The organism is Pseudomonas chaetocerotis (assembly GCF_015712105.2).
GTDB classification, from domain to species: domain Bacteria; phylum Pseudomonadota; class Gammaproteobacteria; order Pseudomonadales; family Pseudomonadaceae; genus Aquipseudomonas; species Aquipseudomonas chaetocerotis.
On sequence record NZ_JACFYX020000006.1, the window covers coordinates 270163 to 285665 of the forward strand.

General features: G+C 64.4%; 14 protein-coding genes. 6 read left to right on the forward strand and 8 right to left on the reverse strand.

Annotation, left to right across the window (positions count from 1 at the left end; genetic code table 11):
- Nucleotides 1–112: 112 nt before the first annotated feature.
- The 3 genes from H3221_RS13010 to H3221_RS13020 all read left to right on the forward strand — a co-directional run bounded on the left by H3221_RS13010 (nucleotide 113) and on the right by H3221_RS13020 (nucleotide 4195).
- Nucleotides 113–1255, forward strand: coding sequence for a glycerophosphodiester phosphodiesterase (locus H3221_RS13010; protein WP_196476630.1), 1143 nt, complete (start codon nucleotides 113–115; stop codon nucleotides 1253–1255).
- Nucleotides 1256–1315: 60 nt separating this feature from the next.
- Nucleotides 1316–2707, forward strand: coding sequence for a DUF2868 domain-containing protein (locus H3221_RS13015; RefSeq protein ID WP_196476629.1), 1392 nt, complete (start codon nucleotides 1316–1318; stop codon nucleotides 2705–2707).
- 105 nt (nucleotides 2708–2812) lie between these two features.
- Complete coding sequence (locus H3221_RS13020; RefSeq protein ID WP_196476628.1) at nucleotides 2813–4195, forward strand: GTPase/DUF3482 domain-containing protein; 1383 nt, start codon at nucleotides 2813–2815, stop codon at nucleotides 4193–4195.
- 180 nt (nucleotides 4196–4375) lie between these two features.
- On the opposite strand, the gene H3221_RS13025 is transcribed toward H3221_RS13020, so the two are convergent.
- The 4 genes from H3221_RS13025 to H3221_RS13040 form a co-directional block, all read right to left on the reverse strand.
- Nucleotides 4376–5437, reverse strand: a complete 1062-nt coding sequence (locus tag H3221_RS13025; RefSeq protein ID WP_224490594.1) for a transporter substrate-binding domain-containing protein — start codon at nucleotides 5435–5437, stop codon at nucleotides 4376–4378.
- Nucleotides 5438–5501: 64 nt separating this feature from the next.
- Nucleotides 5502–6296 carry a thymidylate synthase gene (locus H3221_RS13030; protein WP_196476627.1) on the reverse strand — a complete coding sequence of 265 codons (795 nt, stop codon included), beginning with the start codon at nucleotides 6294–6296 and terminating at the stop codon, nucleotides 5502–5504.
- A complete protein-coding gene (gene lgt, locus H3221_RS13035; protein WP_196476626.1) occupies nucleotides 6296–7096 on the reverse strand; it encodes a prolipoprotein diacylglyceryl transferase in 801 nt (266 codons plus the stop codon). Before lgt ends, H3221_RS13030 begins: the two co-directional genes overlap by 1 nt.
- Nucleotides 7097–7106: 10 nt before the next feature.
- Nucleotides 7107–7889 (reverse strand): sulfite exporter TauE/SafE family protein, encoded by a 783-nt coding sequence (locus H3221_RS13040; RefSeq protein ID WP_196476625.1) that lies wholly within the window; start codon nucleotides 7887–7889, stop codon nucleotides 7107–7109.
- A gap of 128 nt (nucleotides 7890–8017) precedes the next feature.
- On the opposite strand from H3221_RS13040, the gene H3221_RS13045 reads away from it, so the two are divergent.
- Nucleotides 8018–8761, forward strand: coding sequence for an NRDE family protein (locus H3221_RS13045; RefSeq protein ID WP_196476624.1), 744 nt, complete (start codon nucleotides 8018–8020; stop codon nucleotides 8759–8761).
- A 120-nt stretch (nucleotides 8762–8881) separates the two neighbouring features.
- Here the strand turns inward: H3221_RS13045 and ptsP are convergent, their stop codons facing one another.
- Both ptsP and H3221_RS13055 read right to left on the reverse strand, forming a co-directional pair.
- Nucleotides 8882–11161, reverse strand: a complete 2280-nt coding sequence (ptsP, locus tag H3221_RS13050; RefSeq protein ID WP_046493394.1) for a phosphoenolpyruvate--protein phosphotransferase — start codon at nucleotides 11159–11161, stop codon at nucleotides 8882–8884.
- A gap of 18 nt (nucleotides 11162–11179) precedes the next feature.
- On the reverse strand, nucleotides 11180–11659 hold the full coding sequence (locus tag H3221_RS13055) for an RNA pyrophosphohydrolase (RefSeq protein WP_004373919.1): 480 nt from the start codon (nucleotides 11657–11659) through the stop codon (nucleotides 11180–11182).
- A 144-nt stretch (nucleotides 11660–11803) separates the two neighbouring features.
- On the opposite strand from H3221_RS13055, the gene H3221_RS13060 reads away from it, so the two are divergent.
- On the forward strand, nucleotides 11804–12457 hold the full coding sequence (locus tag H3221_RS13060) for a histidinol-phosphatase (RefSeq protein ID WP_196476623.1): 654 nt from the start codon (nucleotides 11804–11806) through the stop codon (nucleotides 12455–12457).
- A gap of 160 nt (nucleotides 12458–12617) precedes the next feature.
- Here H3221_RS13060 and H3221_RS13065 read toward each other — a convergent pair whose 3' ends face one another.
- Both H3221_RS13065 and ilvA read right to left on the reverse strand, forming a co-directional pair.
- Nucleotides 12618–13058 (reverse strand): DUF2269 domain-containing protein, encoded by a 441-nt coding sequence (locus H3221_RS13065; RefSeq protein WP_196476622.1) that lies wholly within the window; start codon nucleotides 13056–13058, stop codon nucleotides 12618–12620.
- A 97-nt stretch (nucleotides 13059–13155) separates the two neighbouring features.
- The gene (gene ilvA, locus H3221_RS13070) at nucleotides 13156–14670 is read right to left on the reverse strand and encodes a threonine ammonia-lyase, biosynthetic (RefSeq protein WP_196476621.1); all 1515 of its coding nucleotides are present in this window, start codon (nucleotides 14668–14670) and stop codon (nucleotides 13156–13158) included.
- 159 nt (nucleotides 14671–14829) lie between these two features.
- Here ilvA and rpiA point away from each other — a divergent pair, with 159 nt between their 5' ends.
- On the forward strand, nucleotides 14830–15501 hold the full coding sequence (gene rpiA, locus H3221_RS13075; protein ID WP_196476620.1) for a ribose-5-phosphate isomerase RpiA: 672 nt from the start codon (nucleotides 14830–14832) through the stop codon (nucleotides 15499–15501).
- Nucleotides 15502–15503 lie beyond the last annotated feature (2 nt).

Consider the following 15503-nt stretch of genomic DNA (forward strand, 5'->3'; position numbering starts at 1 on the left):
AGAGCACCCAGAGGCCTCGCAGCCCACCCGTGGCCGAAGCAGCGCTGTCGTCGTATCGTCATATTCGCCGTAGCAGGCTAGCGGCTGAACTTACGAGCAAGGAGCTAGCGTCATGTCGAAATCACTCTCCGCCTGGATATTGGGCGTCACACTGCTGCCACTGTCGGTCTTCGCCAGCCCGGCTCTGGACAACGTCCAGGCCGCCATCGACTGGGCCCAGCAGCAACCCAGCGCCAAGCAACCCCAGACCTCGGACACCAAGGCGCCACTGGTGATCGCCCACCGCGGTGCCAGTGGCTACGCGCCCGAGCACACCCTGGCCGCCTACGCACTGGCGGCCTTGCAAGGCGCCGACTACATCGAGCCCGACCTGGTGATGACCCGCGACGGCCAACTGGTCGCCCGCCACGACAATGAACTGGGGCTGACCACCGATGTGGCGCAGCGCCCCGAGTTCGCTGACCGCAAACGCACCCAGAGCGTAGACGGACGCAGCCTGGAAGGCTGGTTCAGCGAAGACTTCACCCTGGCCGAGCTGAAAACCCTGCGCGCCATTGAGCGCATCCCGCAGCAACGGCCGGGCAATACCCGCTTCGATGGCCAGTTCGAGATTCCTACCTTGCAAGAGGTCATCGATCTGGTGAAACGGCTGGAAGCCCTCCAGCAACGAACCATCGGGTTGTACCCGGAAACCAAGCACCCCACGCATTTCCAGCAACTCGACCTGGCCATGGAAAAACCGCTGCTGGCGGTGCTCGAACGCAACGGCTATGACAGCGCCGACGCGCCCGTTTTCATTCAGTCCTTCGAAGTGGACAACCTCAAGACGCTGAGCACGCTGACCCCGATCCGCCTGGTGCAGCTGCTGTGGATAGAGGGCCAACCCTACGATCAGCAGGCACAGGGCAGTGACCTGGGCTATCAACAGATGATCACCCCACAAGGCCTGCAAGACATCGCGCGTTACGCCGCCGGCATCGGCCCGGAGAAAGGCATGATCATTCCGCGTGATGCCGCCGGTAACCTCACCGCGCCGACCAGCCTGGTACGTGATGCCCATGCTGCCGGGCTCAAGGTGCATCCCTACACCTTCCGCGCCGAGAACGCCTTCCTGCCCACCAGCCTGCGCAGTGGTAGTGCCCCTGCCGAACACGGCGACATCGATGCCGAACTGCGTGCCTTCCTCGCCACCGGCATCGACGGCCTGTTCATCGACCAACCGGACATCGCCGTGCGCCTGCGCCAGCAGCGCTGATTCGCACCGCGGCGGATCAGGGGTTATCCTCAACCCCTGATCCGAACGACGAGACGCCGCGTGACAGACGCCTCCTCCCCGACGCCCTTGCAACGCCTCTGGCTCAGCGAGACCATTCGCCTGCGCGAGGAACACGCCGGCCCGCTCGAAGACGCCGAAGCCAATCGCCTGGCCCGTGCCGAGCAGGTTGACCTGGCCGAGCGCATCCAGCATCGCGCCGTGCATCTGGCCCGCCGTGATGGTCAGTGGCAGGCGCTGCTGCACTGGCTGCAGGGCGCACGCCTGGCCGGCCTGCTGCTGGCGCTGCTGGCCCTGCTCAGCGGCTTCGGTCTGGCTCTGGCCGCGTTGGGTGACGGGCGCCAACCCGTCAACGTGTTCTGGGCGCTGGGCAGCCTCCTCGGGCTCAACCTGCTGATGCTGTTTGGCTGGCTGCTGGGCCTGCTGCTGACCCGCGACCACCCTGGCGCGCTCGGTCGCCTGTGGCTGTGGCTCAGTGAAAAACTGGCGCGCGATGCCAGCGCCGCGCAACTGGCCCCGGCCCTGCTGCTGATGCTGCAACGCCAGCGCCTGACCCGCTGGGGCCTGGGTCTGCTGGTCAACGGTCTGTGGACGATGGCCATGCTCACGGCATTGGTCACCCTGCTATTGCTGCTCGCCACGCGCCGCTACGGCTTCGTCTGGGAAACCACCATCCTCGGCGGCGACACCTTCATCGCCCTGACCCAGGCCATCGGTGCCCTGCCCGCGCTGCTCGGCTTCAGCCTGCCGGATATCGAGGTCATCCGCGCCAGCGGCGACGCTGCCATCGCCAGCGAAGTGGCGCGGCAGAGCTGGGCCGGCTGGCTGGTCGGTGTACTGCTGGTCTACGGCCTGCTGCCACGCCTGTTGCTGGCGCTGCTGTGCCTGTGGCGCTGGCAATCGGGCAAAGGCGCGCTGAGGCTGCACCTTGAACTGCCCGGCTACGGCCTGTTGCGCCAGCGCCTGCAGCCGGACAGCGAGCGCCTCGGCATCTGCGACCTGGCCCCCGCCGCGCTGCATCAGCCGCAAGGCGGCGCCAGTATCCAAGTTGGCAGCGGCGCGCTGCTGCTGGGCATAGAGCTGGACGCGCGCCGCCCCTGGCCGCCCGCTCCACTGCCCCAGGGTGTGGCCGATGCCGGTGTGGTCGACAGCCGCGAACAACGCCGCCAGTTGCTCGAACAACTGACCCGCTTCCCGCCCGAACGTCTGGCGATCGCCTGCGATCCGCGCCGCTCACCGGATCGCGGCACTCTGGCGCTGCTTGGCGAATTGGCGCGTTGTGCGAGTGCCACGCGCATCTGGCTGTTGCCCCCCGCCCCTGGCGAAAGCCTGGACAGCGCTCGCCTGGCGGACTGGCACCAGGCAATCGCCAGCCTGGGGCTGCAGCATGGCGATACGGCGCCCTTGAGCTGGCTGGAGAGCGGACATGACTGACGCGTTGAAGCCCCTCTCCCCTAACCCCTCTCCCGCAAGCGGGAGAGGGGAACGTCAGCCCGTAGCCCGGATGCAATCGGGGAACACGGCGTCGGGGGCTGCACCATGAGCCAACCACTGAAGCTCGCCCTGGTCGGCCACACCAACGTCGGCAAGACCTCGCTGCTGCGCACCCTGACCCGCGACGTGGAGTTCGGCGAGGTCTCGCCACGCGCCAGCACCACGCGCCATGTCGAGGGTGCGCGCCTGTCGGTGGACGGCCAGGCGTTGCTGGAGCTGTACGACACCCCCGGCCTGGAGGACGCTATCGCTCTGCTCGATTACCTGGAGCGCCTCGACCGCCCCGGTGAGCGCCTGGACGGCCCGGCACGCCTGAGTCGTTTTCTCGAAGGCAGCGAAGCCCGCCAGCGCTACGAACAGGAAGCCAAGGTACTGCGCCAGCTGATGGCCTCCGACGCCGGGCTGTACGTGATCGACGTACGCGAGCCGGTGCTGGCCAAGTATCGAGACGAACTGGCGGTGCTCAACATGTGCGGCAGACCCTTACTGCCGGTACTCAACTTCGTCGCCAGCGCCAGCCATCGTGAAAGCGAGTGGCGCGAAGCCCTGGCCCGCCTTGGCCTGCATGCGCTGGTGGCGTTCGACAGCGTGGCGCCCCCCGAAGATGGAGAACGCCGTCTGTACGAAAGCCTGGCCCTGTTGCTGGAGCGTTCGCGCCCGCAGCTGCAGCGACTGATCGAGGATCATGAAGCGCAGCGCGTGGCCCGTCTTCAGAGCGGTCACCGCCTGATCGCCGAACTGCTGATCGACTGCGCCGCCTGCCGCCGCAGCGTCGCCGCCCAGCCGTTGCTGGAACAGGGCGCCATTACCGAGCTACGAGATGCGATTCGCCAACGCGAGCAACGTTGCGTCGATGCCATATTGCGCCTGTACGCCTTCCGCAGCAGCGATGCCAAGGCGGCCGATCTGCCACTGCTCGATGGCCGCTGGGGCGACGACCTGTTCAACCCGGAAACGCTGAAGCAACTCGGCATCAAGGTCGGCGGCGGCATGGCGGCCGGTGCAGCCACCGGCGTCGGTGTCGACCTGCTGGTTGGCGGTCTCACCCTGGGCGCCGCCGCGGCGCTGGGCGCGGTGATCGGCGGCAGCGCGCAGACTCTGCGCAACTACGGCGAAAGGCTGAAAGGAAAGTTGAAAGGCCAGCGCGAGCTGACCGTCGACGATGCCGTGCTGCGCCTGCTCGCCCTGCGTCAGCAGCAACTGCTGGCGGCACTGGATAAACGCGGACATGCCGCCATGGACGCCATCACCCTCGGCGCTCCGCAGGACACCCTGTGGCGCCAGGGCAAGCTGCCCATGCCACTGAAGGTAGCGCGCGCGCACCCCGAATGGTCATCACTGAACCCGTTCACACGTTTGGAAGAGGCCGAGCGCGCCGAACAGGTGGAGCGCCTGCGCAGCGACCTCTCCATGCAACCAGCGGGCTAAAGCGGAACGCAGCCCGGCCCACCCTGAAGGCAGCCTGCACCGGGCCTGGATGAGCGGAGGCTGACGTGGGGCAACTGGCTGGAATGGGCGATCAGCGAGCCGCGCGATTTCATCGATGAAATCACGCAGCGCTTCTCGCTGAAGACCAAGCCGCAAGGGACGCCTGAACAACCACTCGTCTCAGAGTTCCTCTCCCAGATAGTCGCTCACCGTTCGCGGCCATTGCGGATCATCCATGATACCCAGTACCGCCCGACTGATCGGCTCCCGCAGCGGGCTGCCGCTGCGCACCAGGAATCCGTAGCTCTGGTTCTCGAAGGTACCGGGCAACACCTGCAGGCGCACGCCGACAAGCTCGCGGTTACGGTACTGCAGGATAGGTTTGTCGTAGACGATGGCATCGGCCTCGCCCTGCTGCACGGCCAGTAGCGCCTGGGTCAGGTTCGGATAGTCGCTCTGGCGAATGCGCCGCTCCTGCAGCCAGTCCGAGCTGGCTGTGCGCTGCACGCTGGCGACGTGGGCACCTTGCAGGTCGCCAGGGCCCTGGATGGTGCCCTGTAGATTGCTCACCGTCAGGGCCGTGGTCATTGCCGCCGTGAAGGTCGAGACCATGATCAATGCGGCGAACATCCACACCACCGCGACCAACCGCCCTCCCAGCGTCACCGGTGACTTGTCACCATAGCCAACGGTGGTCATGGTCACTGCAGCCCACCAGAAGCCATCGCCCAGACCGCGCACAGGCTCTTCAGGGAACTGCTCGCGGTTACGTCGTCGTTCGAAGAACCAGATCAAGGCCCCCACCAGCATCAGAACCGCAGCCAGCCCCAGCACCACGCTGATGAAACGCCAGGAGAACAGCCGCTTGAAGGTCGTCCACCAGCCCGCCGAGGCAGTTGCCGGCACTGCGATGGCGAGGCCGGTGAAGTAGAACGGGTGGGTGAAGTCGAAGCGCGCCTCGCGCTCGGGAGTCATGGTCATCGCCCCGACCACGACGTCGACTTTGTTCTGCTCGAGGCTGTCGAGCAGGCGGTCGAAGGGCATCGGCTCGTACTGAAAGGCATAGCCATTCTTATCGGCGATGGCATTCCACAGATCGATGCTGATGCCGCTCCAGCTACCGTCGTGCTGCTTGATCACGAACGGCGGCACTTCGGAGATGCCGACCCGCAGCGGCGAGGTCTCGGCATGACTTGTCAAACAACTGCAGACCAGCAGCAGGGCCAGTGCGATTCGGCTCACGGGGGACTCCTTTTCACGCGTTGAGGGAAAAGGGTAGCAAATTGCCCCCGCCTGCCGGCCTCCCTCAGACCGCGACCGGCGCCTTGATATGCGGGTGCGCTTCGTAACCGACCAGTTCGAAGTCCTCGAATTTGAAGGCCAGCAGGTCCTTCACCTCGGGGTTTAGCTTCATGGTCGGCAACGGCAACGGCTGGCGCGTCAGTTGCAGGTCGGTTTGTTCGATGTGGTTGGCGTACAGGTGGCAGTCACCGCCGGTCCAGATAAACTCGCCCGGCTGCAGGTCGCAGACCTGCGCCACCATCAGCGTCAGCAGCGCATAGCTGGCGATGTTGAAGGGCACGCCGAGGAAGATGTCCGCCGAGCGCTGATAGAGCTGGCAGCTGAGCTTGCCGTCCGCCACGTAGAACTGGAACAGCGCGTGGCACGGCGGCAGCGCCATCTGCTCGACCAGCGCCGGATTCCAGGCCGAGACGATCAGACGACGCGAGTCCGGGTTCTTCCTGATCATCTCGATCAGCTTGGCGATCTGGTCGATGGACTCGCCGTTGGGTGCCGGCCAGCTACGCCACTGGTAGCCGTAGACCGGGCCGAGGTCGCCGTTCTCGTCGGCCCACTCGTCCCAGATGCTGACGCCATTGTCCTTGAGGTACTTGATGTTGGTGTCACCCTGCAGGAACCACAGCAGCTCGTGGATGATCGAGCGCAGGTGGCACTTCTTGGTGGTGACGATGGGGAAACCATCGGCCAGGTCGAAGCGCATCTGGTAGCCGAACACGCTGTAGGTGCCGGTGCCTGTGCGGTCTTCCTTGAAGGTGCCGTGCTCACGCACGTGGCGCATCAGGTCGAGGTACTGTTTCATCAGACGGCTCCTTGTGCGGGCTGGCGCTTGTAGGCGTAGGCGATCAGGCCCAGGCCGGCGAGAATCATCGGTATGCAGAGGACCTGCCCCATGGTCAGCCAGCCCCAGGCCAGATAGCCGAGTTGGGCGTCCGGCACGCGAACGAACTCGACGATGAAGCGGAATACACCGTAGCAAGCGGCAAACATGCCGGAAACGGCCATGGTCGGACGCGGTTTGCGCGAATAGAACCAGAGGATGGTGAACAGCGCGACGCCTTCCAGGGCGAACTGGTACAGCTGCGACGGGTGGCGCGCCAGTTGCTGCGGGTCGGTGGGGAAGACCATTGCCCAGGGCACGTCGGTGGCCTTGCCCCACAGCTCGGCATTGATGAAGTTGCCAATGCGCCCAGCACCCAGGCCAATCGGCACCAGTGGCGCGATGAAGTCCATCAGTTCGAAGAAGCTCTTGCCGTTGCGCTTGCCGAACCACCAGGTCGCCAGCATTACCCCGATCAGGCCGCCATGGAAGGACATGCCGCCCTCCCATACCCGCAGGATCTTCGCCGGTTCGGCGATATAGGCGGCAAAATCATAGAAAAAGACGTAGCCCAGGCGCCCACCGAGAATCACCCCCATGGCCACCCAGAACACCAGATCGGAAAGCTTCTCCTTGTTCCAGGTCGCGTCGAAACGCTCAAGCCGGCGCGAGGCCAGCCACCAGGCACCGCCGATACCGACCAGATACATCAGGCCGTACCAATGGATTTTCAGGGGACCGAGGGCGATGGCCACCGGGTCGATCTGCGGATAAGGCAGCATCCAGGACTCCTTAAATGAAAAAACTCAGGCCCACGCTGAACAGCAGCAGGGCGAACAGACGCTTGAGTAACAGTGGCGACAGGCGATGAGCCAGGCGCGCACCAAAACGGGCAAAGAACATGCTGGTCAGGGCGATCCCCAGCAATGCCGGGAGATACACGAAACCGACGCTCCATTGCGGCAGACTCGGATTCCCCCAGCCGGTAAATATGAAACTCAGCGCACCGGCGATGGCGATCGGCAAACCACAGGCCGCCGAAGTCGCCACCGCTTGCTGGATCGGCACGCTGCGCCAGACCAGAAAGGGCACGGTCAGCGAACCACCGCCAATCCCGAAGATCGCCGACGCCCAACCGATCACCCCACCGGCTACGGTCAGCGTCGGCTTGCCTGGGACACCGAGACTGGCCTTGGGTTTCAGGTCCAGCGCCATCTGCGCGGCAACGATGATGGCGAACGTACCGATGATCTTCTGCAGCAGCGGCCCCTGGATCAGCGACGCGGTCATCGCCCCCAGCGCTGCACCGAGCACAATGCCCAGGGTCAACCAGCGAAACAGGGGCCAGCGCACCGCGCCCTTGCGATGGTGCTCGAGCAGCGAATTGGTCGAGGTAAAGACGATGGTCGCCAGGGACGTTCCCACTGCCAGGTGAGTGAGGATTTCCGTTGCCATACCCTGGGCAGTGAAGCTCAACACCAGCACCGGTACGATGATCAGACCGCCGCCCACGCCGAACAGACCCGCCAGCACACCGGCAGCCGAACCCAGCACCAGGTAGAGCAGCAGTTCCATCGACACCCCCAAAAATAAAGCGGCATGGTAGCGGAAATGCCCCCTCAACGGCATACGGATCGACGGAACGGTTGCCGCCCCACGCTCAGCTCGCTAGCCTGCCAGACTCCGTGAGTAGAGAAATGCGCATGTGCCTGATCGTCTTCGCCTGGCAGCCCGAAAGCCCAACGGTGCTGCGCCTGGCGGCCAATCGCGACGAGTTTTACGCGCGCCCCAGCGCAGCACTAAGCCAATGGCCGGATGCACCCGGCGTATTCGCCGGTCGCGATCTGCAGGCTGGCGGTACCTGGCTCGGTGTTACCGCACAAGGGCGCTTCGCGGCACTGACCAATATCCGCGACCCGCAGCAAAAAGCCGGCCCGCGCTCACGCGGCGCGCTGACGGCCGACTACCTGCTGGGCCAGGACTCGGCACCGGCCTATCTCGACCGAATCATGCGCGACGCACGAGAGCATGCCGGCTTCAACCTGCTGTTGGGCGACCGCCATCAGCTCTGGCATCTCAACTCCCAGGAAGGCCTGCCTCGGCAATTGCACAGCGGCATTTATGGCATGTCCAACGCCAACCTGGACACGCCCTGGCCGAAGCTGTTGCGTGCCAGAAGTGCCCTGAGCGATAGCATCGAGCGCGAAGATGAAGCGCTACTGGAGCTGCTGAGCGACAGCAGCCTGCCAGCCGATCACCTGCTGCCGGACACCGGCGTCGGGCTGGCGACGGAGCGACTGCTGTCGAGTGTCTTCATATCCAGCGCAACCTATGGCACTCGTGCCAGCACGGTGCTGAATCTTCGCCGGGATGGACGCTGGAATATCACCGAACGCAGCTTCGGCCCGCATGGTGCCCTGTTGGGCGAGGTCACCTTGCGCGGGTAGCCCGGATGCAATCCGGGAATAGAGAGCGACGTTGTCTCGGATTGCATCCGGGCCACGAAACTGCCCGCGAATCTTGGCGGCGCAAAAGCTTCGCGAGCAGAGCTCGCTCCTACAGGCGATTCAGGCCTGGATATTGGATGCCGGATTGATCACCCGCCCGAGCCCCAGATTGCGCAGTGCCAGGTGCAAGGTGCTGTAGATCAGATGCGGGTTATCCATGGTCATCACCTGGCCGAGCAGTTCCTTGGCCTTGCTCTGGGTGACCTGACGCAACAGCCATTTCACCTTGGGCAGGTTGGTGGCGTTCATCGACAGCGAATCGAAGCCCATCGCCAGCAGCAACACGGCAGCCGCCGGGTCACCGGCCATCTCGCCGCAGATGCTCACTGGCTTGCCTTCGAGATGCGCGTCGTTGACCACCTTCTGCAAGGCCTGCAGCACCGCCGGGTGGAGGAAGTCGTAGAGATCCGCCACGCGCGGGTTGTTGCGGTCGACCGCCAGCAGGTATTGGGTCAGGTCATTTGAGCCGACCGAGAGAAAGTCCACCTGACGCGCCAGTTCACGGGTCTGATAGACGGCTGCCGGGATCTCGATCATCACGCCGATAGGCGGCAGCGGCACATCGGTGCCCTCGTCACGCACCTCGCCCCAGGCACGGTGAATCAGGTGCAACGCCTCTTCCAGCTCCTGCGTGCCGGAAATCATCGGCAGCAGGATGCGCAGGTTGTCCAGCCCCTCGCTGGCCTTGAGCATGGCGCGGGTCTGTACCAGGAAGATTTCCGGGTGATCGAGGGTCACGCGAATGCCGCGCCAACCCAGGAAGGGATTCTCTTCCTTGATCGGGAAGTAGGACAGCGACTTGTCGCCGCCGATATCCAGGGTGCGCATGGTCACCGGCAGAGGGTGGAAGGCCTGCAACTGCTCGCGATAGGTGGCGAGTTGTTCCTTCTCGCTGGGGAAGCGCTCATTGATCATGAACGGCACTTCGGTGCGGTACAGGCCGACGCCTTCGGCGCCACGCTGCTGAGCACGCGCAACATCGGCGAGCAGGCCGGTGTTGACCCACAGCGGCATGCGGTGACCATCGAGAGTCTCGCAGGGCAACGCGCGCAGGGCATCGAGCCCTTCGGTGAGCTGGCGCTCCTCCTCGACCACTTCGGCGTACTGCTTGCTCAGCAGCTCGCTGGGGTTGGTGAAGACTTCGCCGTGGTAGCCGTCGACGATCAACTTGATGCCGTCGATCTTCGAGTACGGCAGGTCGACCACACCCATGACGGTGGGAATACCCATGGCGCGGGCGAAAATCGCCACGTGGGAGTTGCCCGAGCCGGTCACCGAGATCAGGCCGACCAGCTTGCCTTCCGGCACTTCGCCGAGCATCGCCGGCGAAAGCTCCTCGCTGACCAGGATGGTGTTATCCGGGTAGACCAGCGTGGTCTTGCGCTCTTCCTGCAGGTAGGCGAGCAGACGCCGGCCAAGGTCGCGCACGTCGGAGGCGCGCTCGCGCAGGTAAGCGTCGTCCATCAGCTCGAAACGATTGACGTGGTCGAGCACCACCTGGCGCAAGGCGCCCTGTGCCCACTGGCCGGTACGGATGACCTTGCGCACCTCGTTACCCAGCGCGGCGTCCTCGAGCATCATCAGGTAGACGTCAAACAGCGCGCGCTCTTCCTTGCGTAGCTGAGTGGCGAGCTTCTCGGACAGCTCCTGCATGTCCTCGCGCACCCAGCCCAATGCCTTGTCGAACAGTTCCAGCTCGGCCGCGATGTCATCGACACTGCGGTCTGGAACTACATTCAAATCGGCCGGGGGCAGCACCACGACAGCGGTACCGACCGCTGCCCCCGGCGCCCCCGGCACGCCGACGAACTTGGCCTCCTGCACGCCCTTGCCCTGGCGCCCCAGACCGCGAATCGAGCCAGTCGCCTCGGCATGGGCGATCACGCCAGCGAGCTGCGCGCTCATGGTGACCAGGAAGGCTTCCTCGCCTTCGTCGAACTGGCGGCGCTCCTTCTGCTGCACCACCAGAACACCCATCACCCGCCGGTGGTGGATGATGGGCGCACCGAGGAAGGAGGCATAGCGTTCCTCGCCGGTCTCGGCGAAGTAGCGGTAGCGGGGATGGCTGGCGGCATCTTCGAGGTTCAGCGGTTCTTCACGGCTACCGACCAGGCCAACCAGACCTTCGCTGGGCGCCATGCTGACCTTGCCGATGGAGCGCTTGTTGAGACCATCGGTGGCCATCAGCACGAAGCGATTGGTTTCCGGATCGAGCAGGTAGACCGAGCAGACCTGGCTGCCCATCGCTTCCTTGACCCGCTGCACGATGATCGACAGCGCCGCCTTGAGATCCTTGGCGGCGTTTACTTCCTGGACGATCTTGCGCAGCGTATTGAGCATGCTCGATTGGGGTCCGTATCAGTCGCGCACGATCAGGCGCGGGGCAAGTTCCTTGAGCGCGCGGCGGTAGACCTCGCGCTTGAATGTGACCACCTGGCCCAGCGGGTACCAGTAGCTGACCCAGCGCCAGCCATCGAATTCGGGCTTGCCGGTCAGGTCCATGCGTACACGGTCTTCAGCCCCTGTCAGACGCAGCAGAAACCACTTCTGCTTCTGCCCGATACACAGCGGCTGGCTGTGCGTGCGCACCAGACGCTGCGGCAAACGATAACGCAACCAGCCGCGGGTGCAGGCGAGGATCTTCACATCCTGCTCTTCGAGCCCGACCTCTTCATTCAGTTCACGGTAAAGCGCCTCTTCCGGCGATTCACGATCATTGATGCCACCCTGGGGAAACTGCCACGCATCCTGGTTGATACGCCTGGCCCAGAGCACCTGGCCGACATCATTGGTCAGGATGATGCCGACATTCGGGCGGAAACCATCAGAATCGATCACGGCAAGCAACCTCGTACACGCAAGTTCCGGCATTGTTCCACAAAGCCGGCGGCAGCAGCAACGCGGGTTTAGGCGCTGTTTGAAAGCCCCGTCAAAGCAGCTATTCTGGCGCGCCTTCCCTTTCTACAGAACAGGTAACGAACCGTGCGCTTGGCCCTTTTCGATCTCGACAACACCCTGCTGGCTGGCGACAGCGATCACAGCTGGGGCGAATTCGTCTGCCAGCGCGGCCTGGTCGACGCGGCCGAGTACCTGGCGCGCAACGATGCCTTCTATGCCGACTACTGCGCCGGCAAACTGGACGTGGTGGCCTACCAGAATTTCAGCCAGGCCATTCTGGGTCGCAGTGAAATGGCGCAACTGGCGCAGTGGCACCGCGAGTTCATGACCGAGGTGATCGAGCCAATCATCCTGGCCAAGGGCGAGGCACTGCTGGCCGAGCACCGCGCCGCTGGCGACAAGCTGGTGATCATCACCGCCACCAACCGTTTCGTCACCGCGCCCATCGCCGAGCGCCTGGGCGTGGAAACGTTGATCGCCACCGAATGCGGCATGCAGGACGGCCGTTACACCGGGCAGATCGCCGGCACGCCGTGCTACCAGGGCGGCAAGGTGACCCGGCTGAACGAGTGGCTGGCACAGACCGGACACAACCTCGATGGCGCCTACTTCTACAGCGACTCGCGCAATGACCTGCCGCTGCTCGAGGCCGTGTCCAACCCGGTGGCAGTCGACCCGGACGACGTGCTGCGCGCCACCGCGCTCGAGCGCGGCTGGCCGGTGATTTCGCTGCGCTGAGCGTCACCACCAACCGTAGGGTGCGCTGTGCGCACCGCAAGCCCCATCATCAGCCGCCGATGCGCAGGGCGCACCCTACAAGGCCTGGCAGTCGAGATTCATCGAACCACCAACCCTCTCCCGCCGGGAGAGGATCAGCAGAAGCCGCTATGCGGCAGCGTTAGGCAGGCTTGGCGCCCATCAGCGCCATGATGGCGATCAGCAGCACCAGAATCAGCCCGGCATGGATCAGGCACAGACGCTTCAGCGCTGTCGGCGCCGGTGCATCACCCAGCGCACGCCAGACCGCCAGACGACCAGCCAGCAGCAAGCCGATCAGCATCATCACCGCATAGAGAATGCTGCCCAGCAACAGCCAGGTCTGCCCCAGCGGCCAGCCGACGGTGTCCACCAGCCAGTAGCCGGTCACCGGCAGGCTAAGCGCCAGCACGGCGAATGCCGGGAAGCTGAACAGCAGGGTCACGCGCAGCTTGCGCGCCAGCACCGCGGCATCGCCACCGCGCTGCGCCTTGAACAGCATGACGCCATGAGCAATCAGGCCGAGCAGCAGCAACACGCCTGGGGCGCTGTGGAGAATGCGAACCAGCAGATAATGTTCCATCGAGGCTTCCTTTGTTGTCAGGCGATTACGTAGGGCGGGAGCAACCCGCCAACACGCACTGGCGGGCTACACCCGCCCTGCGGTTCGAAGGCAGTGCTCAACCCAGAAACAGGCGGTAAGCAGGATTTTCGCTCTCGTCCCAGTAGGGGTAACCAATGGCGTCCAACGCCGCCGGCACCAGATGACGTTCGTCCGCCGGCACCTGCAAGGCAGCCAGTACGCGACCATCGGCAGCGCCGTGATTGCGGTAATGGAACATCGAGATGTTCCAGCGCCCGCCCAGTTTCTGCAGGAAGTTGAACAGCGCACCCGGCCGCTCGGGAAATTCGAAACGCAGCACCATCTCGTCACCGACACCGGCGGCATGACCACCGACCATGTGGCGTATATGCAGTTTGGCCAGCTCGTTGTCGGTCAGGTCCAGCACCGGAAAGCCCTGTGCGCGCAGGCCCTCGACCAACGCCTGACGCGGGTCGTTCTCCGGGTGGGTCTGCACGCCGACGAAGATGTGCGCTTCGCGATCGGTGTGATAGCGATAGTTGAATTCGGTGATCTGGCGCTTGCCCACCGCCTCGCAAAAGGCCTTGAAGCTGCCTGGCTGCTCGGGAATGGTCACAGCGATGATCGCTTCGCGCTTCTCGCCCAGTTCGGCACGTTCGGCCACGTGGCGCAGGCGGTCGAAGTTGACATTGGCGCCGGAGTCGATGCCCACCAGCACTTCGCCGTTGGCGCCCTGACGCTCGACGTACTTCTTGATCCCTGCCACCGCCAGCGCACCGGCCGGCTCGGTGATCGAACGGGTATCGTCGTAGATGTCCTTGATCGCTGCGCAGATTTCGTCGGTGTTGACGGTGATCACCTCGTCGACATGATCCTTGCAGATGTCGAAGGTGTGCTGGCCGATCTGCGCCACCGCCACGCCGTCGGCGAACAACCCGACTGTCGGCAGTACCACGCGCTCGCCAGCCGCCATGGCGGCCTGCAGGCAGTTGGAGTCGTCCGGCTCGACGCCAATCACTTTGATCTCTGGTCGCAGGTATTTGACGTACGCCGCGATGCCGGCGATCAGACCGCCGCCACCGACCGGCACGAAGATGGCATCGATATGGCCCTGATGCTGACGCAGCACCTCCATGGCCACAGTGCCCTGGCCGGCGATCACCAACGGATCGTCGTACGGGTGAATGTAGGTGTAGCCCTTCTCTTCAACCAGCTTCAGCGAATGCGCCAGCGCCTCGGGGAAGGCGTCGCCGTGCAGCACCACCTTGCCACCACGCGAGCGAACGCCCTGCACTTTCAGCTCAGGCGTGGTGCGCGGCATGACGATGGTCGCTTTCACCCCCAGATGCTTGGCCGCCAGGGCCAGGCCCTGCGCGTGGTTGCCGGCAGAGGCGGTGACCACGCCACGCGCCAGTTCTTCGGCGGGCAGTTGCGCCAGCTTGTTGTAGGCGCCGCGAATCTTGAACGAGTACACCGGCTGCAGATCTTCGCGCTTGAGCAGAATCTGGCTACCCAGCCGCTCACTGAGCTGACGGGCAGGTTGCAGCGGGGTTTCCACCGCGACGTCATAAACGCGCGAGGTGAGGATCTTCTTCACGTACTGTTCGAGCATGGCGATTTCGCAGGCAGTCGGGCTTTGAGAGGACTGCCGAGTCTACCCCAGCGCCGCGTTGGACGACCATACGAAACACGTGGGTTCTGCCCCGTCAGCACGTCACTTGCGGCTATAATTCGCGCCTACTTCCTACACCTTCCCAGGCATTCTCCCGCGATGAACCAGGATCAGCTGAAACAGGCCGTGGCCCAGGCCGCCGTCGACCACATTCTCCCGCGCCTCGACAGCAAGAGCATCGTCGGCGTCGGCACCGGCTCCACCGCCAACTTCTTCATCGACGCGCTGGCCAGGCACAAGATGGACTTCGATGGCGCCGTCGCCAGCTCCGAAGCCACAGCCGCGCGCCTGAAGGGCCATGGCATCCCGGTCTACGACCTCAACAGCACCGCCGAGCTGGAGTTCTATGTCGACGGCGCCGACGAGAGCGACGAGCGTCTGCACTTGATCAAAGGCGGCGGCGCGGCGCTGACTCGCGAGAAGATCGTTGCCGCCGTGGCCAAGACCTTCATCTGCATCGCCGACGCCAGCAAGCTGGTGCCGGTGCTGGGCGCCTTCCCGCTGCCGGTGGAAGTCATTCCGATGGCGCGCAGCCATGTGGCGCGCGAGCTGGTGAAACTGGGCGGCGACCCGGTGTACCGCGAAGGCGTGCTGACCGACAACGGCAACGTCATCCTCGACGTGCACAACCTGTCGATCACCGACCCGGTGAAGCTGGAAGCGGATATCAACGCCATCGTCGGCGTGGTCACCAACGGCCTGTTCGCTGCTCGCCCGGCAGACCTGCTGTTGCTCGGCACTGCCGAAGGCGTGAAAACGCTCAAGCGTTAAAA